The 20,016-nt window shown below is 66.6% G+C and carries 25 protein-coding genes and 1 other RNA gene; 11 read left to right on the top strand and 15 right to left on the bottom strand.

Going from position 1 to position 20,016, the window contains the following annotated elements; translation table 11 throughout:
* Positions 1-12 precede the first annotated feature (12 nt).
* The 3 genes from OOZ48_RS01995 (at position 13) to OOZ48_RS02005 (ending at position 1,742) form a co-directional block, all read left to right on the top strand.
* Complete coding sequence (locus tag OOZ48_RS01995) at positions 13-747, top strand: transporter substrate-binding domain-containing protein (RefSeq protein WP_269495179.1); 735 nt, start codon at positions 13-15, stop codon at positions 745-747.
* A 117-nt stretch (positions 748-864) separates the two neighbouring features.
* Positions 865-1,228: a transfer-messenger RNA gene (ssrA, locus tag OOZ48_RS02000) on the top strand.
* 124 nt (positions 1,229-1,352) lie between these two features.
* Positions 1,353-1,742, top strand: coding sequence for a cupin domain-containing protein (locus OOZ48_RS02005; protein ID WP_269495181.1), 390 nt, complete (start codon positions 1,353-1,355; stop codon positions 1,740-1,742).
* A 107-nt stretch (positions 1,743-1,849) separates the two neighbouring features.
* Here OOZ48_RS02005 and OOZ48_RS02010 read toward each other — a convergent pair whose 3' ends face one another.
* The 3 genes from OOZ48_RS02010 to OOZ48_RS02020 all read right to left on the bottom strand — a co-directional run bounded on the left by OOZ48_RS02010 (position 1,850) and on the right by OOZ48_RS02020 (position 3,048).
* A complete protein-coding gene (locus OOZ48_RS02010) occupies positions 1,850-2,041 on the bottom strand; it encodes a DUF3008 family protein (RefSeq protein ID WP_269495183.1) in 192 nt (63 codons plus the stop codon).
* A 103-nt stretch (positions 2,042-2,144) separates the two neighbouring features.
* The gene (locus tag OOZ48_RS02015) at positions 2,145-2,498 is read right to left on the bottom strand and encodes a YgiW/YdeI family stress tolerance OB fold protein (protein ID WP_269495185.1); all 354 of its coding nucleotides are present in this window, start codon (positions 2,496-2,498) and stop codon (positions 2,145-2,147) included.
* Between the two features lie 85 nt (positions 2,499-2,583).
* A complete protein-coding gene (locus OOZ48_RS02020) occupies positions 2,584-3,048 on the bottom strand; it encodes a MaoC family dehydratase (RefSeq protein ID WP_269495187.1) in 465 nt (154 codons plus the stop codon).
* Between the two features lie 116 nt (positions 3,049-3,164).
* Between OOZ48_RS02020 and OOZ48_RS02025 the strand changes: the two genes are divergently transcribed.
* Entirely contained in the window at positions 3,165-4,022 is an 858-nt protein-coding gene (locus OOZ48_RS02025) for a zinc-dependent peptidase (protein WP_269495189.1), read from the top strand.
* 96 nt (positions 4,023-4,118) lie between these two features.
* Complete coding sequence (locus OOZ48_RS02030; RefSeq protein WP_269495191.1) at positions 4,119-4,796, top strand: dienelactone hydrolase family protein; 678 nt, start codon at positions 4,119-4,121, stop codon at positions 4,794-4,796.
* Here the strand turns inward: OOZ48_RS02030 and OOZ48_RS02035 are convergent.
* The 11 genes from OOZ48_RS02035 to OOZ48_RS02085 form a co-directional block, all read right to left on the bottom strand.
* Positions 4,793-5,518 carry a dienelactone hydrolase family protein gene (locus OOZ48_RS02035; RefSeq protein ID WP_269495193.1) on the bottom strand — a complete coding sequence of 242 codons (726 nt, stop codon included), beginning with the start codon at positions 5,516-5,518 and terminating at the stop codon, positions 4,793-4,795. The two genes, OOZ48_RS02030 and OOZ48_RS02035, sit on opposite strands and share 4 nt — an antisense overlap.
* 69 nt (positions 5,519-5,587) lie before the next feature.
* The gene (locus OOZ48_RS02040; RefSeq protein ID WP_269495195.1) at positions 5,588-6,406 is read right to left on the bottom strand and encodes a shikimate dehydrogenase family protein; all 819 of its coding nucleotides are present in this window, start codon (positions 6,404-6,406) and stop codon (positions 5,588-5,590) included.
* Positions 6,403-7,413: a Gfo/Idh/MocA family oxidoreductase gene (locus OOZ48_RS02045; RefSeq protein ID WP_269495197.1), complete on the bottom strand. Its 1,011-nt coding sequence runs from the start codon at positions 7,411-7,413 to the stop codon at positions 6,403-6,405. The genes OOZ48_RS02040 and OOZ48_RS02045 overlap by 4 nt, the downstream gene beginning before the upstream one ends.
* Before the next feature lie 23 nt (positions 7,414-7,436).
* On the bottom strand, positions 7,437-8,192 hold the full coding sequence (locus OOZ48_RS02050; protein ID WP_269495199.1) for an SDR family NAD(P)-dependent oxidoreductase: 756 nt from the start codon (positions 8,190-8,192) through the stop codon (positions 7,437-7,439).
* A 29-nt stretch (positions 8,193-8,221) separates the two neighbouring features.
* Positions 8,222-9,775, bottom strand: a complete 1,554-nt coding sequence (locus OOZ48_RS02055) for an acyl CoA:acetate/3-ketoacid CoA transferase (RefSeq protein WP_269495201.1) — start codon at positions 9,773-9,775, stop codon at positions 8,222-8,224.
* Positions 9,772-10,242 (bottom strand): MaoC family dehydratase, encoded by a 471-nt coding sequence (locus OOZ48_RS02060; RefSeq protein ID WP_269495203.1) that lies wholly within the window; start codon positions 10,240-10,242, stop codon positions 9,772-9,774. Before OOZ48_RS02060 ends, OOZ48_RS02055 begins: the two co-directional genes overlap by 4 nt.
* 53 nt (positions 10,243-10,295) lie before the next feature.
* The gene (locus tag OOZ48_RS02065; RefSeq protein WP_269495205.1) at positions 10,296-11,342 is read right to left on the bottom strand and encodes an alcohol dehydrogenase catalytic domain-containing protein; all 1,047 of its coding nucleotides are present in this window, start codon (positions 11,340-11,342) and stop codon (positions 10,296-10,298) included.
* A 52-nt stretch (positions 11,343-11,394) separates the two neighbouring features.
* Positions 11,395-12,114 carry an amino acid ABC transporter ATP-binding protein gene (locus OOZ48_RS02070; protein ID WP_269495391.1) on the bottom strand — a complete coding sequence of 240 codons (720 nt, stop codon included), beginning with the start codon at positions 12,112-12,114 and terminating at the stop codon, positions 11,395-11,397.
* Positions 12,115-12,200: 86 nt separating this feature from the next.
* The gene (locus OOZ48_RS02075; protein ID WP_269495207.1) at positions 12,201-13,067 is read right to left on the bottom strand and encodes a transporter substrate-binding domain-containing protein; all 867 of its coding nucleotides are present in this window, start codon (positions 13,065-13,067) and stop codon (positions 12,201-12,203) included.
* A 67-nt stretch (positions 13,068-13,134) separates the two neighbouring features.
* Complete coding sequence (locus OOZ48_RS02080; protein ID WP_269495209.1) at positions 13,135-13,785, bottom strand: amino acid ABC transporter permease; 651 nt, start codon at positions 13,783-13,785, stop codon at positions 13,135-13,137.
* A 9-nt stretch (positions 13,786-13,794) separates the two neighbouring features.
* Positions 13,795-14,463 carry an amino acid ABC transporter permease gene (locus OOZ48_RS02085; RefSeq protein ID WP_269495211.1) on the bottom strand — a complete coding sequence of 223 codons (669 nt, stop codon included), beginning with the start codon at positions 14,461-14,463 and terminating at the stop codon, positions 13,795-13,797.
* A 239-nt stretch (positions 14,464-14,702) separates the two neighbouring features.
* On the opposite strand from OOZ48_RS02085, the gene OOZ48_RS02090 reads away from it, so the two are divergent.
* The 5 genes from OOZ48_RS02090 to OOZ48_RS02110 all read left to right on the top strand — a co-directional run bounded on the left by OOZ48_RS02090 (position 14,703) and on the right by OOZ48_RS02110 (position 17,231).
* Positions 14,703-15,485 (top strand): IclR family transcriptional regulator, encoded by a 783-nt coding sequence (locus OOZ48_RS02090; protein ID WP_269495213.1) that lies wholly within the window; start codon positions 14,703-14,705, stop codon positions 15,483-15,485.
* 148 nt (positions 15,486-15,633) lie between these two features.
* The gene (locus tag OOZ48_RS02095) at positions 15,634-15,960 is read left to right on the top strand and encodes a virulence factor (RefSeq protein WP_269495215.1); all 327 of its coding nucleotides are present in this window, start codon (positions 15,634-15,636) and stop codon (positions 15,958-15,960) included.
* A gap of 60 nt (positions 15,961-16,020) precedes the next feature.
* On the top strand, positions 16,021-16,356 hold the full coding sequence (locus tag OOZ48_RS02100; protein WP_269495393.1) for a carboxymuconolactone decarboxylase family protein: 336 nt from the start codon (positions 16,021-16,023) through the stop codon (positions 16,354-16,356).
* Positions 16,357-16,430: 74 nt separating this feature from the next.
* Positions 16,431-16,793, top strand: coding sequence for a DUF4870 family protein (locus tag OOZ48_RS02105; protein ID WP_269495217.1), 363 nt, complete (start codon positions 16,431-16,433; stop codon positions 16,791-16,793).
* A 216-nt stretch (positions 16,794-17,009) separates the two neighbouring features.
* On the top strand, positions 17,010-17,231 hold the full coding sequence (locus OOZ48_RS02110) for a YgdI/YgdR family lipoprotein (RefSeq protein ID WP_269495219.1): 222 nt from the start codon (positions 17,010-17,012) through the stop codon (positions 17,229-17,231).
* Positions 17,232-17,314: 83 nt separating this feature from the next.
* Here the strand turns inward: OOZ48_RS02110 and lipA are convergent, their stop codons facing one another.
* Entirely contained in the window at positions 17,315-18,301 is a 987-nt protein-coding gene (gene lipA, locus OOZ48_RS02115) for a lipoyl synthase (RefSeq protein ID WP_269495221.1), read from the bottom strand.
* Between the two features lie 172 nt (positions 18,302-18,473).
* Here lipA and OOZ48_RS02120 point away from each other — a divergent pair, with 172 nt between their 5' ends.
* Positions 18,474-20,009, top strand: a complete 1,536-nt coding sequence (locus OOZ48_RS02120; protein WP_269495223.1) for a glycosyltransferase family 39 protein — start codon at positions 18,474-18,476, stop codon at positions 20,007-20,009.
* Positions 20,010-20,016: the final 7 nt, after the last annotated feature.

The following is a 20,016-nucleotide window of genomic DNA, read 5'->3' on the forward strand; positions in this document are numbered from 1 at the left end:
GATACAGCGACCATGGACCTCTCCGCTTCCGACGCCCAGGCCCTGGCACCCGGCGGCCGCCTGCGCGCGGCGATCAATGTGGGCAATCCCATCCTGGCCCGCCTCGACCCCGCCACCGGCCAGCCGGTCGGCGTGTCCGTGGACCTAGCCGCCCGGCTGGCGGCGCTGCTCGGCGCCAGCCTGGAACTGGTGGTCTTCGACGCCGCCGGCAAGTCCGTCGAAGGCGTGGCGGCTGACGAGGCGGATTGCGGCTTCTTCGCCGTCGATCCGAAACGGGGCGAGGCCATCGCCTTCACCGCGCCCTACGTATTGATCGAGGGCTGCTACCTCGTGCGCAAGGACTCGCCCATCCGGGACAACGGCGAGGTCGACCAGGCCGGCCTCACCGTGGTCGTCGGCAAGGGCAGCGCCTACGACCTGTTCCTGACCCGCGAACTCGCCCAGGCCACGATCCTGCGCGCCCCGACCTCGCCGGCCGTGGTGGACACCTTCATGGAATCCGGCGCCGACGTGGCCGCGGGCGTACGCCAGCAGCTGGAAATCGACGCCCGACGCCTGGGCGGCCTGCGGCTGCTGGACGGCCGCTTCATGGTCATCCGGCAGGCCATGGGCACGGCGCGCAGCCGCGGCCCACGGGCCGCCGCCTTGCTATCGGACTTCGTCGAGGACGCCAAGGCCTCGGGCTTCGTCGCCGAGGCGCTGGCGCGCCACGGCATCCAGGGCGCATCCGTGGCGCCCGCCGCCTGAGGACAGCCGCGCGTCCGGCCGCCGTATCCGGCCGGCCATACGATCGCGGCTTCCACTGCCGATTTTTGGCCGAACTTTATTTCATTATCTGAAAAAGACCGGTATAATCGAGGGTCTGGGGCCGACATGGCTTCGACGTGGGTCACAAAGCAAGATAGTGCATACCGAGCACCAGTACGCTCGTAAATCCACTGGAAAACTACAAACGCCAACGACGAGCGTTTCGCTCTGGCCGCTTAAGCGGTGAGCCGCTGCACCGACTGGTCCCTGGGTCGGGTGGGGTCAAACCCACAGCAGCGTCATTCACAGGGAATCGGATTCGGCCAGGTCACTGGGCCGGATCTTAAATCAGTGTGAATCGCCAAGGAAGGGCCTGTCGTCCGGCACGATCCAAGGTTAAATCCAAAATAGGCCGACTAAGTATGTAGAGCTGCTTGTGGAGGGCTTGCGGACGGGGGTTCAATTCCCCCCGGCTCCACCAGATGCCCCAATAAAAACAACACCCAACTGTGATAAAACCCATACATGGCCTTTGGGCCGTGCATGGGTTTTCTTTTTCCAGCCGCCGATGAACCGGCAGGCCATTTTTTCCAGGAGTCAAGACATTGAAAGGCTTTGTGCAGAATATCGAGACACTGACCGTCGAAAACGACAACTTCCGCAAGGTGCTGTATACCGGCAAGCACATGCAGCTCGTCCTGATGACGTTGCAGGCGGGCGAGGAAATCGGCGCCGAGGTGCATGAGACCCACGACCAGTTTTTCCGTATCGAGGCCGGCAAGGGCCGTGTCGTCATTGACGACAACACCTACGATATCGAGGACGACGATGCCATCATCGTGCCGGCCGGCGCGCGCCACAATGTCATCAATACGGGCGCCGAGCCGCTGCGCCTCTATACCCTGTACGGACCGCCCGAGCACCGCGAAGGCGTGCTGCACCCCACCAAGGCCGACGACAAGGAAGAACACTTCGACGGCACCACCACCGAGTAAGCCCGGGACGCTTCCGTTTCCCCGGGCATGCACCTTGATGTGATCGCTGCGAGCCGGGCCTCCTGTCCGCCTCGTAGCGCTGCGGCCTCCCGCCGGGCGCGCCAGATTCAGGATTTTTCGGACTTGTGCTTGGGCTTGTCGCGGGTCTCGGTGTCGGCGAGCTCGTGCAATTCCTTTTCGCTCATGGACTCGTACATGGATTTCGACGCGCCCTTGAGTTCGCCGACTTTCTTGTCACCGCGCTTGGCGGCGAGCGCGATGCCCGCCGCCTGTTGCTGGGCCTTGGATTTTGCTGGCATGGAGACCTCCTGTCGCCGCATGGATCCGCCGATCGGAATCGCGGCCCTGGGCCCGCAGCAAGCGACATGCCCGTGCGCATGATCCGGCCCGCGTCGCCCGCCCCTACTCGACCACTCGCATGGAGTCGACCTCGATTTCGGGCGGCCGCGTCAGGCCGGTATCCACCTCGCCGATGATCTCGACCTTCGTTTTTTCATCCACAGGCCGGGCCGGGAAGCGCTTGTCATCGATCTCGGCGACGATTTCCCCGGTGCCGTCCGAGAACACATATTTTTCCGGCCCCGTGCGTCGCAGCAGGTAGCCTTGCAATTGCACCGCCTGGTCATCGACGGGTTTGGCCAGTATCCCTGCAACAGTGCCCTCGCCGATCGCCGATGGCCCGGTGTACTGCGCCTGTGCGGGCATGGCGATGAACCCGGCGGCCATCGCCAGGGCGATCCCATAGCGCGCTTTCATGCATACGGTCATACTGCCTCCGAAATGATGGTGCAAAAGCCAACGATAGCAGCAAATGGCGTCCCCGCAACGGGTTGGCGGACGGCTATGCCTCGTCGGGGACGGGCCGGCGCATCACGACGAGCGTCGGCGACAGCCGCTGCAGGACCTCGCCGTGCTGGTTCAGCGTCAGGGTCTGGATGCGCACGATGCCGCGATCCGGTTTCGAGCGGGACGGCTTGATCTCCAGGACCTCCGATTCCACGTGCAGGACGTCGCCGGGGCGCGTGGGTTGTGGCCACGCGATCTCGCCGCCGGCGCCGATGAGGCCGCCGGCCAGCGGCAAGCTGGAAACCAGCAGTTTCATGCTGAGGGCGGCGGTATGCCAGCCGCTGGCCGCCAAGCCCTGGAAAAAGGTGTCCCGCGCCAGCGTGTCGTCCAAGTGAAATACCTGCGGATCGAACTGCCCGGCGAACGTGACGATCTGCTCCGCATCCAGGGCATGTTCGCCGCTGACGAAGCGATCCCCCGGCGCCAGATCCTCGAGATACAGCTTGGCTTGATCTTGCATGATTGTTGTTGTCCTTGATTGACCTGCCGCCATTGTATCCATGCGGCGGTGGGCCCGGGCAGCCGCCAACAGGCCTGCTATCCTTTACAGGGTTCGAAACATCCGTGGATGCAAGCATGTTCAGATGGCTGGCCGGCAGGGGCGCCTCGAGGCGCAATGTGGAACGCACCCTCGCCCGGATCGAGGACGCCCAATGGCGGCGCTCGGTCCAGGCACACCCCTTCCTCGATGGCCTGTCCCCGCGCGAGGACGAGGCCCTGCGCCTGCGCGCCGCATGGATTCTCGCCAGCAAGTCCTTCCATGGCGCGCATGATTTCCGCGTCGACGACGACATCATGCTGTCGATCGCCATCCAGGCGGCCCTGCCCATTCTGGAGCTCGACCCCGTGCTGTACGAGGGTTGGACCGACATCGTGCTCTACCCGGGCGGTTTCCTGATCCCGCGCGTCGAGATCGATGAGAGCGGCGTGGTGCACGAATACCTGCAGGAATCATCCGGCGAGGCCTGGGACGGCGGTCCGGTGATCCTGTCCTGGGAGGACGCGGATCCGGACACATCGCGCTATGGCAACGTGGTCATTCACGAGTTCGCCCACAAACTCGACCAGCATGCGGGCGAGGTCGACGGCATGCCCAGCCTGCATGCGCATGCCGATCTGCGACCGCGCCGGTGGCGCCAGGTGCTCGAGGCGTCGTACGAGGCGTTCTGCGAGGCCTTGACCGAGGTCGAGGATGCGATCCCGCACGACGTCGACCCGGAATCCGAGGCCGCCTCGCCCTGGTACGACACGCTGCCGCTGGACCCTTACGCCGCCACCGATCCGGCGGAGTTCTTCGCGGTCAGCTCGGAGGCGTTCTTCGTGGACCCGGCGCCGCTGGCCGATGCGCTGCCCGACTGGTATGGGCTGCTGGCGCGCTACTATCGCCAGGATCCCCTGCTGCGCCTGGGGGGCGACGCCCGCCGCATTGCCTGAACCGGCTCGCCGCGCGGCCCGGCTGGCACGGGCGGCCGGCACCCCCTACACTGCGGGCATCGGGTTCCCGCAAGCATCGAAACCATGGAGGCACACATGAGCGACATCACCCTCACCGCGGCCGACGGCCACACCCTGGACGCCTACATCGCCGGTCCCGAGGACGCCAGCCTCGGCGTCGTGGTCCTGCAGGAGATCTTTGGCATCAACGCGAACATCCGCCAGATGACCGACATGTTCGCCTCGCACGGCTACCGTGCCATCTGCCCCGCGCTGTTCGACCGCGCCCAGCGCAATGCCGAACTGGGCTACGACGACGCGGGTCGCGACCTGGGCCTGGCCTTGCGCAACCGGATCCCCGAATCCGACTCGCTGCTCGACATCCGGGCCGCCGCCGATGCCCTGCCCGCGCAGGGCGCGCGGGCCATCGTCGGCTACTGCTGGGGCGGCACCCTGGCATGGCTCGCCGCCTGCCACGATGCGTCGTTCGCCGCCGCCTCGTGCTGGTACGGCGGCGGCATCGCCAAGGCCATGGACGGCACGCCGACCTGCCCGGTCCAGATGCACTTCGGCGAGGACGACCGGTCGATCCCGATGCACGACGTGGAGGCCATCGGCCGCGCCCATCCCGAGGTCGATCTGTACACCTACCGACATGCCGGACATGCGTTCGGGCGCGCCGGCACGCCGGCCCATCACGCGGCCTCGGCGGCCCTGGCCTGGGACCGCACGCTGAAACTTTTTGCCGCCGCCGCGGGCACGCCCCGCGGCTAGTGCAGGTCCTCGGGGCCGGGGCCGTTGTCCTGCGGATCATCGGCGCTATATTCGTCCACCCGCAGATCGGGCGCGCCCATGGCGGCCTCCCAGCTGCGCAAGGGCACACAGGTCTGCAGGCGCACGATGCCCTGCCGGATCAAGGCCGCATGCAGCGCATGGCCGACGCCCGAGGCGATGTCCAGGGTGGCATCGCCCCGCAATTCGGCCAGGCGCGCATGAACCTGGCGCGCCTGGCCGACGGGCGCGACGTGATCCTGCGCACCGTGCAGCAGATGCAGGGTGGTACGCGGCGGCGCAGCCTGGGGCAATGTGGCGAAGCGCGTGCAGAACAATAGGGCGCGGCCGGCCACGCCCGCCGCGATGCAGGCCTCCAAAGCGACCGCCGCGCCTTCCGAGAAGCCCGCCAGGGCGGTCCGTTCATCGTCCAGTCCATGGGCCCGCTGCCAGGACCGGACCTCCGCGGCCAATGCCGCGCCCGCGTCCGCGACCTGATCCGCATAGCCCTGCGCGTCCGGCTGCGCCTCGGCGATCCAGCGCCACGCCTGCGGCTCGCCGAACGGCCCGTGCGGCTGAACGATCAGCGCCTGGGGGAAGGCCTGGCGCACCGCGCCCGCCAGGTCGAGGACTTGCCCCGGCCCGGCGGATTCACCGTGCAGCAGCACGAACAGCTGGGCGGGCGCGCCGCCCGATGGAGGAATGAACAGAGGATCCGGCCTCATGGATGGGCTCCGGCAGTGGGCATTCGCCCCACTGTACGGCCCGGAGCGCCGCCCCGGCAAGGCCGCCGGTCAGGCATCCCCGAGGAAAAATCGCCTGTACATGTCGATCTGGTGCGACAGCATGTGTTCCCCATGCAGCACCGGCATCCCGCGCCCCAGGGCGCACTGCAGCAGGCGGGTCTCGCGCGGCTTCATGATGATGTCGGCGATCAGCGTGTCCTTCGGCAACACCAGGGGATCGAAGGGCAAGGGATCCCCACTCCCCAGGCCCAGCGGCGTGGCATTGATCATGATGTCCGCCCCGGCCCAGTCGGTGCCGTCGGGCTCGACCTGGGCGACGCCCGCACGATGCGCATTCAGGCGCCGCACGAGTTGCTCGGCCTGCCCCGCGCGCACGTCACGCACGCGGATCGAGGCGATGCCCGCCATCACCAGCGCCGCCGCGATCGCCACCCCCGCGCCGCCCGCGCCGACCAGGCCGATCACCGTGCCGGCCGGCTCCCAGCCTTCGGCCTGGAGCCCGGCGACAAAGCCCCGGCCGTCGAAGTTGTCGGCCTCCCAGGCGCCATCCGCCGCCCGGCGCAGCGCATTGGCCGAGCCGGCGAGCTGCACGGCGGGGCTCAGGCGCTCGACGCCGTCGCACACGGCGAATTTATGGGGAATGGTGACCAGCATGCCGTCCATGTTGTCGATTCGCCGCAGCGCGGCCAGCACGCCCGGCAAGGCCTGCGGACTGGCCTGCACCGGCACCATCACCGCATCGACGCCCAACTGCACGAACAGCTGGTTCATCATGGGCGGCGCCTTGGCTTGCGCGATCGGATGGCCGAGCATGGCGTATAGCCGCGTCGTACCCGTGGGGCTGGGGATGGTCGGGTTTTGCGTCATGATGGGTCCAGTTCGTCGATTCTCACACTACGGCCTTCCCGCGCGGACAGGACGGCCGCCTCCGCGATGCATTGTGCCGCAAGCCCGTCCTCGATGGTGGGCACCGAGGCCTCATGGCCTGCGATAAAGTCCGCGAAACCCTCGATGACGCGATAGTACGAGCCGCCGATCCGTTCATAGATGGTCTGCGGGAACGGCGCCGACGCCAGCTCGGCGCCTACCGCCCGGCGAACGGCGGCTGCCGGCTGGCGGCAGGACTCCACCCACCCCTGCGAACCGAAGGCCTCGATGCGCTCATCGTATCCGTAGCTGGCCGTCCGGCTGTTGTCGATCTGGCACAAGGCGCCGCCGCGCATGCGCAGGCTGACGATGGCGGTGTCGAAGTCCCCGAGGTCGCGCACGTCCTGATGCACCAGGGCGGCGCCCATGGCCGAGACCTCCTCGACCTCGTCGCCGGTGATGAAACGCGCCAGATCGAAGAAATGCACACCCTTGTCACGAAAGAAGCCGCCGCTGGTTCGCAGATATTCGACGCTGGCGAGACGGCTGGGGCCGCGCGAGGTGAGCTGCACGATCTGCAATCGGCCGAGGCCTCCGGACGCAACCTGGGCCCGCACGGCGGCATGGCTCTCTTCGTAGCGCCGATTGAATCCCATCATGACGCGCGCACCGCAGTCGCGGACCACCGCGGCCGCCTTGCGGGCCTCATCCAGGCTCAGATCGATGGGCTTCTCGCAGAAGACCGGCTTGCCCGAATGCGCGGCCCGCTGCAACAGTTCACTGTGGCTGTCCGTGGAAGACGCGATCATCACGGCGTCGATGTCGGGCGCATCGAGGATGTCCTCCAGGCTGTGCGCCGCGCGGCCGCCGAACTCGACGGCAAAAGCCTGGCGGCGCTGGGACGAGCGTGAGTACGATGCGGCCAGGGTCAATGCCGGATGGCAGGCGATATTGCGCGCATGCACGGCGCCTATATGACCGGCGCCGATCAATCCAATTTTATACATTGTATATACTATATAAGGTGATCTCACAACGCGAGAAAGCCGCCATCCACAGCGATCTCGACACCCGTGATGTACGAGGCCTCATCCGAGGCCAGAAAGAGGACGGCAGCCGCGACTTCCTCCACCTGCCCGACGCGTTTGAGCGGCACGGCGGCAATCTGCTTTTCGCGCCAGGCCGGATCCGCCGAGCCCCGGGACGTGCGCATGGCCGGCAGCATGCCCGGCGCCACGGCATTGACGCGAATCCGGTCATCGGCATAATGGACCGCCGCTGCGCGGGTCATGGCCTGCACCGCCGCCTTGGAGGCGCTATAGCCCATGTGCACCCGATGCTGGCCGACTGAGGCCGATATCGAGGACATGTTGACGATCGCACCGCCGCCCCGCATGCGCATGAGCGGCACGGCATGCTTCATGCCGAGGAAAACCCCCTTGGCATTCACGTCCAGCAGCCGCTCCCAGGCCGGTGTACTGGTCAGGTCGGGATCAAAGGTTCCGCTGATGCCCGCATTGTTGAACAGCACATCCAGGCCGCCATGGGTGTCCCTCAGTGTCCGCCCCAGCGCCTCCCAACCGCCCTCGCTGGCGACATCCAGGCACACGAACTGCGCAGCCCCGCCGCCGGCGGCGCCCAGTTCGGCCAACAGCGAGGCGGCCTCGTCCTGCAGCACGTCGCATGCGATGACGCGCGCGCCCTCGCGGGCGAAGGCCACGGCGGCGCTGCGGCCCATGCCGCTGGCGGCGCCGGTGACCGCCACTATTTTGTCCTCGAACCTCATGGTTTCTCCTGTTTTTGAATGTTGCGGCTTCAGGCCGGTTCGGCGCACGCCGCAGCATCCTCGAACAAGGATCTGTCCATGCGTCTGGGTTCGGCGGGAATGATCGGCGTGAATCCCATTTGCTCGAGCACATCGCGGCGCACGTCGACGCCCGGCGCAACCTCGGTCAGCACCATGCCCTCGCGGCTCAGTTCGAATACGGCCCGCTCGGTGACGACCGTGGCCTGGTGGCCGCGCAGCAGCGCCTGGGTGCCCGAATACGTGATCTGCTCGACCCGCTCGACCAGTTTGCGCACGGTGCCATACCGGTTCACCCGCAAACCGTCGGGCGTCACCTGGGCATCGCCGCCCTTCGCGTCGAAGGTGCCGCAGAACACCACCTTTCGAGCATTCTGGGCAATGTCCATGAAGCCGCCCGGGCCTACGGTCAGGCCGCCCAGCCTCGACACATTGACGTCCCCGCGCGCATCGAGTTCGCCGAAGCCCAGAAAGGCGATGTCCAATCCCCCGCCCGCATAGAAATCGAATTGCGACGGCCCGTCGATCATCGCCGACGGGCTCTGCGCGAAGCCGAACAGCATCCCCACCAGCAGCGAGCCGCCGTAGGTGCCGTGCTCGATCGTCTGGTAGTAGCGGCCGCCCTCGCCGCGCTCGGCGATCAGGCGGGCCACCCCTTCGCCGATGCCCACGCCGAAATTGAGGATTGCGCCATCGCGCAGCTCCTGGTGGGCACGCCGGGCGATGAGGGCGCGCACGGACGAATGTTCGGCCGCCGGCAAGCGGGCCGGGCCGGCGCGCTCGCCGGAAATCGTGGGGTCGTACGGCAGGTCGTAGCTCATGCGTTGCTCGGGATCGACCACCACGACATCGACGATGGCGCCCGGGACCCGGACCGATCGCGCCGGCAAGGAATTCACGTTGACGGCGGTGCGGACCTGGGCGATCACGAGCCCACCGGAATTGTGTGCCGCCAGCGCGGCCGCATAGACGTCCACATTGGCAGCCTCCTGGTCCAGGCTGATGTTGCCCTCTGCGTCGGCAAAAGAGCCGCGGATGATGGCCACGTCGATCGGAAAGGACTTGTACCAGAGCAGTTCGCGCCCGCCGATCTCGACCACCTCCACCAGTTCCCCGGTGGCCGAGCGGTTCATCCTGCCGCCCTGTTGCCGCGGATCGACGAAGGTCCCCAAGCCCACGTGGGTGAACAGTCCGGGGCGCCCTCCGGCGATGTCTCGATAGAGCTGCATGAGGCAGCCGCTGGGCAGGACGTAGGCCTCGATCTTCTCGTCGCGGGCCAGCGCCTGCATCCTGGGCGACCACACCCAATGGCCGCCGATCACCCGCCGCACCAGCCCCTCGTGGGCAAAATGATTCATGCCCTCGGCTTTCTTGTCGCCGATGCCCAGCGCATGCACCACAGTCAGGTTCCTGGGTGCGCCGGTCTGAAGAAAGCGGCGGGAGATCGCGCGGAACACGCAGGTGGGCTCCATCAGTCCGCCGCCGCCGCCCACCAGCGCAACCGTGGCCCCGTCGCGGATCAGGGCCACGGCCTGCTCCGCAGTCCTGAACTTGCTGCCTTTCATGCCTGCGCCGCCCCCTCCGCACCCTGTGGGCGGCGCGGCACCATGAGCTGGTGCTCGCCCTCCTGGACGGTTTCTCCGCGCTGATTCAACAAAGTGACCTCGACATGCACGATGCCCATGTGGGGGCGGCTCTCGGGCACACGCATCGCCGCGATCCTCAGCCGCGCCTGCAGCGTGTCGCCGATGCGGATCGGACGCTTGAATTTCCAGTTCCAGCCCAGGGCGATGCCGTCCTGGAAAAGAGCCGATTGCACTTTCAGCCCATCGACCAGCGACAGGCCCATCAAGCCGTGGGCGATCCGCTGGCCGAACTCTGTCGTCTTGGCGTACTCCTCGTCCATGTGCAGGGGCGAGAAATCCCCAGACACGCCCGCATAGGCCAGGATGTGGCCCTCGGTCACCGTCACGCGCGGGGTCAGGCGTTCCTCGCCCAGCGCGATCTCGTCATAATACTTTCCAGGTAACATCTCGTTCCTCGATATCGTGGGGCGCTTGCCCCGGGGTATGACCAAAGAAGTGCTCAGGGCACCAGCAGGATGCGGCCTATCGCCTCGCGGTCGGCCAGCATGCGATGGGCTTGTGCGGCGTGCGCCAGGGGCAGCTTTTGCCACACGACAGGCTCGATGTCGTGCTTGTGCATGAAATCCAGCACCTCCGCCAGTTCCTCGCGAGTGGCGCTCTGGACGCCGCGAATCTCCCATTCCTTGAGGATCAACAGGCCCAGGTTGATGCTCACGGGCGTGCCATGCAGTTCGCCGATCACTGCGCAGCGCCCACCCGGCGCCAGACTGCGCATGGCGCCGTCGAAGGTCGGCGAACCGATCAGCTCGACCACCAGGTCCACGCCCCGGCCCCCGGTCAGTCCCCTGACCTGCTCGCCGAACGCGCCATCGGGGCTGACCACCACCTCGTCCGCGCCGGCGGCGCGCAGGGCCTCGACCTTGCCCTGACTGCCCGTGATGGCGATGCTGCGGGCGCCGAGGGCGCGCACGATCTGGATGGCCGCCAGGCCCAGCCCGCCGCTCGCGCCGGTGATCACGACCGACTGCCCGGCGCGGATCTGGCCAACGTGGCGGATCGCCTTGTAGGGCGGCGCGAACACGCAAGCGCCGAAACACGCATGCTCGAACGGCATGCCGGACGGCAGTTTGACCAGATTGCCCTGGCGCAGGCAGGCGTATTGGGCATAGCCGCCATCACGCGTCTGGCCGATGTCGCCATGGGTCTGGCGGCACAGCGAGGGGCGCCCGCGCCGGCAATCCTCGCACTCGCCGCAGGCCTGGAAGTTGAAGGACGCCACCCGGTCGCCGGGTGCAAAACCCTCGACACCCTCCCCCACCTCGGCCACTGTGCCGGCCAGTTCGTGGCCGATGATGCGCGGCGGCTTGACGCGCGAACGCATGCCCTTGCGCAGGATCAGATCCAGGTGACAGACCCCGCAGCAGCCGATCTCGATCAGGACCTCTCCGGGTCCGGGCGCCGGTCGGAGCACCTCGCCGTACTCCAGGACCTCGGGCTCGCCAAACGCCCGCAGCACCACGGCCTTCATCATCGTTTCAGTGTTCATAAACAGCCATTTCCTCTATGTCGTCCGGCGCACCCGCAGGTGCGCGCTCACTCTATTTATGCAGAATCTGCCCCAGGAATTCACGCAGGCGCTCGTGCTTCGGATTGGAGAAGAAGCGCTCGGGGGCATCCTGCTCCACGATACGGCCGCCATCCATGAAGATCACCCGGTCGGCGACGCTGCGCGCAAAGCCCATTTCGTGCGTCACGCACAGCATCGTCATGCCATCCTGCGCCAGCCCGATCATCGTGTCGAGCACCTCTTTGACCATCTCGGGATCGAGCGCCGAGGTGGGTTCATCGAACAGCATGACCCTAGGCGTCATGCACAGCGCCCGCGCAATCGCCACGCGCTGCTGCTGGCCGCCCGACAACTGGGCGGGGTACTTGCCCGCCTGATCGGGAATGCGGACCCGCTCGAGATATTTCAACGCCAGCGCCCGCGCCTGCTCACGGCTGGCCTTGCGCACCCGCATCGGGGCAAGCATGCAGTTTTCGAGCACCGTCATGTGGGGAAACAGATTGAACTGCTGAAAAACCATGCCCACCTCGGCACGCACCGCCTGGACGTTGCCGGCATCCCCGCCCAGGTCGATGCCGTCCACCAGGATGGTGCCCTGCTGGTACTGCTCCAGACTGTTGAGACAGCGGATCAGGGTGGATTTACCCGAACCCGAAGGGCCGCAGATCACGATGCGCTCGCCGCGCGCGACCTCCAGGTCGATGTCGCGCAGCACCTGGAAGTCGCCATACCATTTTTGCACCCCGCGCATCGAAATGATGCTCGGCGGCGGCGAGCCGCCCTCCACTGGGCTGGCGGCGGCGCCGATCGGCTCCTGGAGGGTCATCGGCACACCGCTCACTTCGTCACGATGGCCGGCAGCGGCGCATCACCCTCGCCCGTATCGGGCATATTCGGGGGGAGGTCGTTGCCGATCCACTTCTTGTAGAGCGCGGAGAGCTCGCCGTCGGCGATCTTGCGTCCGATCAGGCCATTGAGGTAGTCGACCCACTCGCGCTCTCCTGGACGCACGGCGACGCCGTTGTACACCCGCGAGAGCACCAGCCGGGATTCGTACGTGCCGGGTCCGGCGACCTGGGCCAGATTGCCCACCTGGGTGATGGCTGCGCCGATGGCGTCCACTTGCCCCGACACCAGCGCCTGCACGGTGGCGGCATCGTCGTCGAAGCGCATCAGCTTGGTATCCGGCGGGTTCGCGTCGGTCAGCGCCTTGTCCTGAGGCGTCCCGCGCGGCACGCCGATGCGCATCCCCTTGAGGTCTTCCCAGCCCTTCATCTGCGGGCCGGCCTTGGCGATGACCACATTCTCATTGACGGCATAAGGCCTGGTGAACAACACGACCTTCTGCCGATCCGGAAAGATCCCCATCACCGCCGCCAGCATGTCGACCTGGCCGGTCAGCAGCGCGGCCGTGCGGTTGGCCGGCGTCACCGGCACGATCTGCGGCTGGACGCCGAGGTCCTGGGCCACCATGCGGACGAACTCGACCTCAAAGCCTGTGAGCTTGCCCTGTGCATCGGTGAAGCCCCAGGGCACTTGCGCAACCTGCACGCCGGCCTTGAGCACGCCGGATGCCTTGACCGCGTCGACGCTCTGCGCGTGGGCCGACGGTGCGAGCGTCGCCCCCAGCGCCAGGGTGGCGGCGGCACCCAACAAGAGCCGGCGGATGGGGTTGACGGGTCGAAACGATGTTGAGTCTTTCATGATGTCTCCTGTGGAGGGGTGCCGGCCGGAGGCCGCAAGGAATGAACGTTCGGCGAGTTCCGCGTGCTCAGGTGGCCACGGCGTACCGGCGCTCGAGCCGCGCTGCGTAGCGCGACAGGGGGAAGCAGATCAGGAAATAGCCCAGGGCCGCGAAGCCGTAGGCCCATAGGGGCTTGTAGGTCGCGCTCGAGACGATCTGTGCGGAGCGGGACAGCTCGACGAAGCCGATGATGGCGGCCAGCGAAGTGCCCTTGATCAATTGCACCAGGAAGCCGATGGTCGGCGCGAAGGACATGCGCAGCGCCTGGGGAAGCACCACATAGCGCATCCGATCGACGTAGCCCAGGCCAAGCGCGAGCGCTGCCTCGCTCTGGCCACGAGGCACCGCCTGGATGCCGCCGCGCCAGATTTCCCCCAGGAAGGCGGCGGCATGCAGCGTCAGGCCGACGGCCGCCGCCACCCACACATTGACATGCACACCGAAAACCGGCAGGCCGTAGAAGACCAGGAACAACTGCAGCAGCATCGGCGTGCCCTGGAAGAAATCGATGAACCCCCCGGCCAGCCTCCGCAATCCCCGCACGGGCGCCGTGCGCAGCAGGGCCACCAGCAGGCCGAATATCCCGCCGCCCGTGAAGGCGATGACCGACAGGATGAGCGTGGCCTGGGCACCTGCCAGGATCAGCCAGATTTCATTGAGCGTGAATTCTCGGACCATGGCCTCGCCTCACTTGGTCGGATAGGAAAAGCAGGCCCGATCGATCGCCTTGAACAGCGTGGAGAACATCAGTGACATGCACAGGTACAACAGCGTCGCGACGATATACACCTCGAAACTGCGGAACGTCGTCGAGTCGATGCTTTGGGAAACTGACGTGAGTTCTTCGGCCGAGATCGAGGACACGATGCTGGTGGTCAGCAACAGCAGAACGAACTGTCCGGAGAGCGCCGGGAAGATCACGCGGAATGCGGGCTTGAGTATGATGTGGCGGAACGTCTGCAGCGGCGACAATCCCAAGGCCGCCCCGGCCTCGAATTGGCCGCGCGGAATGGCGTCGATGCCGCCGCGCACGATCTCGGCGGAAAAAGCGCCCAGATTCAGGCTGAGCGCGGCGACCGCGGCGGCCCAGGGCGACAGGCTGACGCCAAGCTGAGGCAGTCCAAAGAAAATGAACAGCACTTGGACCAGAAAAGGCGTGTTGCGAATGATCTCGATGTAGCTCAGGCCCGCCGCCCTCAACAAGGCATGGCGGCTGCGGCGCGCCAGAATGGTGATCATCCCGAGGCTCAAGCCGAGCACGGTCGACAAGGCGGTGAGTCCGAGTGTCAGCAGGCAGCCGTGCAGAAAGACTTGCCAGTACGGCAGCAGCGCGGCGAAGTTGAAGGTATAGGTCATACACGTCCAGCCTTTGATCGTTAGCGGAGTATAGCAATGCATGGAAAGGCTTTCCATATTGGAATATCTTTTCTGATATCAGCATTTACCCTTAATAGAACTGTGTTCTAATTATTTGATGACCACGAAAACAGGGTTTCGCGATCGGTGTTTCCCTTCAAGAATTCCAATATGGAACGGCTTTCCAATACAATGGAGCCTCCCCTGCCGCCGGTGTCTTCATTCTTTTAGGATCGTCCATGAGTAGCAACCTGCCCCGAGGGCTGCTCGCCCTGGAAATGCTCGTCCGCCATCCCGCGGGCATGCCGCTGCATGCCATCGCCGCGGAATTGCAGATCCCGCGCAGCACGGCGCACCGGATACTGGCCGAACTGGCGAAGGCCGGGTACGTACAGCAGCAGGCCGGCGATTTCAGTCCCTATCGCCCCACACTGAAGATCGCCACCCTGGGCATGCAGTTTCTCTCGGCCACCGGCGTCGTGGAACTGGTCCAGCCGGTGCTCGACAAGCTGGCCGCAGCCAGCGGCGAGCTCGCACGCATGAGCATCGTCGAGAACGACCGCTTGATCTGGGTCGCCAAGGCCCAAGGCGCCCGGGGCGGCCTGCGCTACGACGCGCAGTCGGATCCGGGCGAGGACGTGCGCCTGTTCTGCAGTTCCAACGGCCAGGCCTGGCTGTCGACGCTCAGCGACCAGAAGGCGCTCGAGGTCGTGTCCCGCCAGGGTTTCGGCGAGTCCGGGCAATTCGGCCCCAACGCGCCACGCACCATCGAGGCCTTCCTCGAGAGCATCCGGCTTGCCCGGGAACGGGGCTACGCCGTCGTCCATGAGACCTACGAGATCGGCCTGGCGGCCATCGCCGCGCCCGTCCGCCATCCGAATACGGATGCGGCGATCGGCGCGGTCAGCATCGCGGGGCCCGAGGCCAGGCTCAAGCATGCCGAGCACCTCGTCCCCCTGATCCTGGACGCCGCGCGCGAACTCTCCGCGCTCAGCCCCGGCATACGCGCCTGCGGGCGCTGAGCCGCGCAACAATCGTGAACGGATGTATGCCCGGCGGCGTAAACCCCCCGTCCCGTAGCGTTTTGATGCGAAACTGTCGGAAATCCTCATCCTTGCCGGCGCCGCGCAGACCATAATGGGCGCATCGAGGCACCTGCAAGGAACGGACATGAAGAAAATCATATTGACGGCGGCCGCGGCGCTGGCCCTGACCGTCGGCCAGAACGCCTCGGCGGATGTGGACGTGGGGATCTCGATCGGCATTCCCGGCTTCGTCTATCCGGCGCCGGGATACTACTACGCGCCGCCGCCTCCGCCGCGGTACATCCATCGGCCGCAAGTCGTGGTCGTCCCCCAGCCCGTCTATGTGCCGGGCTCGCGTTGGGTATGGTCCGGTGACAAACGCGGCCACTACCGCGCCGTCCCGCCGGGCCACCGCGGCGACAAGCATTGGCGCAAGCACCACCGGGGCCACGGCGGCTGGGGCCGCGACTAGGGCCTGTCCAGGGGGCTATGATGTCCGGTACGAACCCTCTACCAGGAGCCCCTCATGGACATGTACCCGAACCCCACCTCTGACATCGCCCGCAAGCGCGCCGAGCTCGCCCCCGAGGCCCTCGCGGCCTTCAAGGCATTCAGCAAAGCGGTCTTCGCGCCGGGCGCGTTGGATGCCCGGACCAAGCAGCTGATCGCCGTGGCGGTCGCGCACGTCACCCAGTGCCCGTACTGCATCAAGGGCCACACCGAGGGCGCGGCGCGGGCCGGCGCCACCGAGGCGCAGATCATGGAGGCCATCTGGGTGGCGGCCGAGATGCGCGCCGGCGGTGCCTACGCGCACTCCGCGCTGGCCCTGCAGACGCTGGATCACCTGCACCCGCGCGACCCGGCCTGAGGGCGCGCCCCAGCAGGCGCGTGCTACGATTCCCCGGATCGATGCCATACGCACCACACCAGGGAAGCCACGCCATGACTCCAGACCCGATGCCCGCCACGACGTCCGACGACGGGCGCCTCCGATCCGCCAAGACGCTGACGGCGCTCGTCTACGGCCTGCAAGCCGTGGCCTTTTTCCTGGGCATTACCGCCGTGATCGCCGTCATCATCAATTACGTCAAGCGCGGCGACGTGCGCGGCACCTGGATCGAATCGCATTTCCGCTGGCAGATCCGCACCTTCTGGTTCAGTCTGCTGTGGCTGGTCGTGGGCACGGCGACGGTCTTCGTGCTGGTCGGATACGCCATCCTGCTGGCTGACACGATCTGGGTGATCTACCGCATCGTCAAGGGCTGGCTGCGTCTGAACGACCACAAGCCCATGTACCAGGACTGAGGCCCGGCCGCCGCATCGGCCGGGGAACCGGATAGCAAACCTGTCGTTTTGTCAGTGGAGCCTACAGGCCGTCCACCGCGTCGCCCTGCCCGGCTCCCAGGGTCCGGCGGCGGGATCGCACCCGCCGGACCGCGTGCGGCTGTCGGATGTGCTTACAGGCCCGCGCCGGCGCCTTTGATAAGGTGAAAACCCAGACATTCTTTTCAGGAGGCGCTCATGTCCATGCACACACCCGGTCTTGCGGGAATTCTTGCGGGATGCTGCATTCTGGCCGCATGCTCGAGCCCGTCGACGGTCACGACACGCGACGGGCAGACCACCTACACGACCGATGCCCCGGAGACCGACAAGGACAGCGATTTCATCACCTATGAAAAGGGCGATCGCGAGGTCAAGGTCAACAAGTCGGAGGTCAGGCAGATCGAAGAGATCGACTAGCGGCGGTTGGCGACACCCCCCTTCGATGGATCGGCGGATCGACCGAAGGGGGCGCCAGGGGCGTATCCGGCGACCGTCGGGCCTCAAAGCCCGACGTTTTCCTTGTCCAGGACCTGTTCGGCGCGATAGCTGGAGCGCACCAGGGCCCCCGAGACGACCTCGCGGAATCCCTTGGACAGGCCCAGCTCGCGGTAGGCCCGGAATTCATCGGGCGTGACGAAGCGGCGTACCGGCAGATGATGCTGGGTCGGGCGCATGTATTGGCCGAAGGTGAGGATATCGACGTTCGCGGCGCGGATGTCGTCCATGGCCTGCTCGATTTCAGCGTCGGTTTCACCCAGGCCCAGCATCATGCTGGTCTTGGTCAGCGTCTGCGGGGCGTGGCGCTTGGCGAAGGCGAGCACGTCGAGGGTCTGGCGATAGCCCGCGCGCACGTCGCGCACCTGGTGGGTCATGCGCTCGACGGTCTCGACGTTCTGGGCGAAGGTGGTCAGGCCGGCGTCCAGGACCTTGGCCACACAGGCCTCGCTGCCGCTGAAATCGGGCGTGAGCGCCTCGACCGCGGTCCGCGGCGAGCGTTCGTGGATGGCCCGGATGCAGGCCGCATAGTGCGCGGCGCCGCCGTCGATCAGGTCATCGCGATCGACCGAGGTCAACACCACGTATTTCAGTTGCATCAGCGCAACAGCGTCGGCGACGCTGGCCGGCTCGTTGTGGTCCAGCCAGCCATGCGGATTGCCGGTGCTGACCGCACAGAACTTGCAGGCGCGCGTACAGACCGAACCCATCAGCATCAGGGTCGCCGTGCCCCGACCCCAGCACTCGGCGATATTGGGGCACTTGGATTCGGCGCAAACCGTATTCAATTTGTGGGTCTCGACGATCTCGCGGACTTCCTGGTAGCGGGCGCCCGAGGGGATGCGCACGCGCAGCCAGGCGGGCTTGGGCTGGGAGTCTGGGATATGCGAGAGATCGCTGGGGCGCATGCCGTCCTTGACGGCCTTGGTGCCCTGGGGACTGACGAACTTGCTGCCCGATCGGGCGCGGATGATGATGCCTTGTTCGGCCATGACAGACCTATCGGGTAAACGATTCAGGAGGCTTGCCGCTTCGGCAAACCCTGCGGGAATAGTAACACGCGCGCCTTTGCCGGCCGTGCAGTAGCACTATTGCGGATGGGCATTCTGCGCGGCATATCGCTCCGGTATACTGGCCGCCATGTCCGCCACCTCGCCAACGATCATGCGCCCTCCCGGAGACCGGCTGGTGCTGGCCTGCCTGGCGGCCATGGTCTGTTTGTGGACCGTCCTGTGCGCCATCAGCCACAAGGCGCCCGACCTGGACGGCATGGAGGAACTCGTCTGGGCGGCCAGCCTGGAACTCGGCTACACCAAGCATCCGCCGCTGCCTTCCTGGTTCATGCACCTGGCGACCGAGGTCCTCGGCCGCCCGATCTGGCTGCCCTTCCTCATGGGACAGCTGTTTTCCGCACTCGGCCTGTGGTTCGTCTGGAAACTGGGCTGCGAGATCACGAACCGGCGACTGGCGCTGATGGCCACCCTGCTGGTCTCGGTCACCGCCTATTTCTCGCTGCGCGGCACGATCTACAACCACAACACGGCGCAGCTCTGGTCGATCGCCTGCGCCACCTGGCTGTTCTACCGCGCGTTGCGCGACCAACGCCTGGGCGACTGGTTCTGGCTGGGCGTGGTCAGCGCCCTGGCGATGATGACCAAGTACAGCGCCCTCATCCAGTTCGCGGCCTTCTTCCTGGCCATGCTCGCCGCCGGCAGCTTCGGGGATGCGCGCACCTGGCGCGGCCTGGGCATCGCCGTGGCAGCCTTCCTGGCCGCCGTGTCGCCACATCTCATCTGGCTGGCCGACAATCGTTTCGAACCGCTGCTGTACGCGGATGCCTCCATCGCCGTCCCCACCCGCCTGCAATCGCTCTCGCTGATGCTGGATTTCGTGCTCGACCAGGCCGGACGCCTCGCGCCGATGGCAGTGGTGCTGATCGCCTGGACGATCTGGCAGCGCCGCAAGGGTTACAGGGGCCGGGGCGCCGCCCCCGCCGGGGAACGTCCGGCATCGGACCCTGTGCGGTACTATCATGCCTTCGCGCCCGCGGACCGGCGCTTCCTGCTCTGGGTGGGGCTGACCCCGCTGCTGTCCACGCTGCTGATGTCCGCCGTGCTGGGCACGCGCCTGGAAGCCTCGTGGGCCAGCACGTTCTTCATCCTGTTCGGCTTTTACGCCGCCTGGTGGCTGCACGGGCCGCAGGCCCTGCAACTGCGCCGCATCCTGATCCTGGTGGCCGCCGTCCACGTCGCCATGGCTGCGGGCTATGCTCTGGCGCGCGGCCCGCTGGCCTGGGAAACCGGCCGCGCGGCGCGCTCGACCTACCCGGGGCCGGAGCTGGCGAGCATCGTACTGGCCCGCTGGAACGAGCACCAACCGGGACGCCCGCTGCGGGTGGTGGTGTCCAATACCTGGATGGGCGGCAACATCGCGGTACACGTGGGCAATCGCACCCAGGTGTTCATCGATGCCGACGAGGCCGAGTCGCCCTGGTTCGCCCCGGGCACGGCCCTGGCATGCGGCGCGGTGGTGGCCTTCAGCGACAAGGGCCGCGCAGCGCCCACCGCGGCCGTGCGGGCTTTGTACGACGCGGCCCCGTGGCGAGGCGTGACCGAGTTGCGCTGGTCATCGGAACGCAGCCCCCTGATCGACCTGCACTGGGCAGTCCTGCCGGCGACGCCGGACTGCCAGCACCCCTGACACGGCG

This window comes from Castellaniella sp. S9 (assembly GCF_027257175.1).
In the GTDB taxonomy this organism is placed as follows: domain Bacteria; phylum Pseudomonadota; class Gammaproteobacteria; order Burkholderiales; family Burkholderiaceae_B; genus Castellaniella.

Excerpts from the sequence above, each read along its gene's own strand:
- OOZ48_RS02030 (WP_269495191.1), top strand. The coding sequence starts at position 4,119 with ATGAGCGACATCACCCTCACCGCGGCCGACGGCCACACCCTGGACGCC.
- OOZ48_RS02100 (WP_269495393.1), top strand. The coding sequence starts at position 16,021 with ATGTACCCGAACCCCACCTCTGACATCGCCCGCAAGCGCGCCGAGCTC.
- OOZ48_RS01995 (WP_269495179.1), top strand. The coding sequence starts at position 13 with ATGGACCTCTCCGCTTCCGACGCCCAGGCCCTGGCACCCGGCGGCCGC.
- OOZ48_RS02015 (WP_269495185.1), bottom strand. The coding sequence starts at position 2,498 with ATGAAAGCGCGCTATGGGATCGCCCTGGCGATGGCCGCCGGGTTCATC.
- OOZ48_RS02025 (WP_269495189.1), top strand. The coding sequence starts at position 3,165 with ATGTTCAGATGGCTGGCCGGCAGGGGCGCCTCGAGGCGCAATGTGGAA.
- OOZ48_RS02090 (WP_269495213.1), top strand. The coding sequence starts at position 14,703 with ATGAGTAGCAACCTGCCCCGAGGGCTGCTCGCCCTGGAAATGCTCGTC.
- OOZ48_RS02045 (WP_269495197.1), bottom strand. The coding sequence starts at position 7,413 with ATGTATAAAATTGGATTGATCGGCGCCGGTCATATAGGCGCCGTGCAT.
- OOZ48_RS02050 (WP_269495199.1), bottom strand. The coding sequence starts at position 8,192 with ATGAGGTTCGAGGACAAAATAGTGGCGGTCACCGGCGCCGCCAGCGGC.
- OOZ48_RS02075 (WP_269495207.1), bottom strand. The coding sequence starts at position 13,067 with ATGAAAGACTCAACATCGTTTCGACCCGTCAACCCCATCCGCCGGCTC.
- OOZ48_RS02010 (WP_269495183.1), bottom strand. The coding sequence starts at position 2,041 with ATGCCAGCAAAATCCAAGGCCCAGCAACAGGCGGCGGGCATCGCGCTC.
- OOZ48_RS02060 (WP_269495203.1), bottom strand. The coding sequence starts at position 10,242 with ATGTTACCTGGAAAGTATTATGACGAGATCGCGCTGGGCGAGGAACGC.
- OOZ48_RS02085 (WP_269495211.1), bottom strand. The coding sequence starts at position 14,463 with ATGACCTATACCTTCAACTTCGCCGCGCTGCTGCCGTACTGGCAAGTC.
- OOZ48_RS02020 (WP_269495187.1), bottom strand. The coding sequence starts at position 3,048 with ATGCAAGATCAAGCCAAGCTGTATCTCGAGGATCTGGCGCCGGGGGAT.
- OOZ48_RS02120 (WP_269495223.1), top strand. The coding sequence starts at position 18,474 with ATGCGCCCTCCCGGAGACCGGCTGGTGCTGGCCTGCCTGGCGGCCATG.
- OOZ48_RS02110 (WP_269495219.1), top strand. The coding sequence starts at position 17,010 with ATGTCCATGCACACACCCGGTCTTGCGGGAATTCTTGCGGGATGCTGC.
- OOZ48_RS02105 (WP_269495217.1), top strand. The coding sequence starts at position 16,431 with ATGACTCCAGACCCGATGCCCGCCACGACGTCCGACGACGGGCGCCTC.
- OOZ48_RS02080 (WP_269495209.1), bottom strand. The coding sequence starts at position 13,785 with ATGGTCCGAGAATTCACGCTCAATGAAATCTGGCTGATCCTGGCAGGT.
- OOZ48_RS02065 (WP_269495205.1), bottom strand. The coding sequence starts at position 11,342 with ATGAACACTGAAACGATGATGAAGGCCGTGGTGCTGCGGGCGTTTGGC.
- OOZ48_RS02070 (WP_269495391.1), bottom strand. The coding sequence starts at position 12,114 with ATGCGCGGGGTGCAAAAATGGTATGGCGACTTCCAGGTGCTGCGCGAC.
- OOZ48_RS02040 (WP_269495195.1), bottom strand. The coding sequence starts at position 6,406 with ATGACGCAAAACCCGACCATCCCCAGCCCCACGGGTACGACGCGGCTA.
- lipA (WP_269495221.1), bottom strand. The coding sequence starts at position 18,301 with ATGGCCGAACAAGGCATCATCATCCGCGCCCGATCGGGCAGCAAGTTC.
- OOZ48_RS02055 (WP_269495201.1), bottom strand. The coding sequence starts at position 9,775 with ATGAAAGGCAGCAAGTTCAGGACTGCGGAGCAGGCCGTGGCCCTGATC.
- OOZ48_RS02035 (WP_269495193.1), bottom strand. The coding sequence starts at position 5,518 with ATGAGGCCGGATCCTCTGTTCATTCCTCCATCGGGCGGCGCGCCCGCC.
- OOZ48_RS02095 (WP_269495215.1), top strand. The coding sequence starts at position 15,634 with ATGAAGAAAATCATATTGACGGCGGCCGCGGCGCTGGCCCTGACCGTC.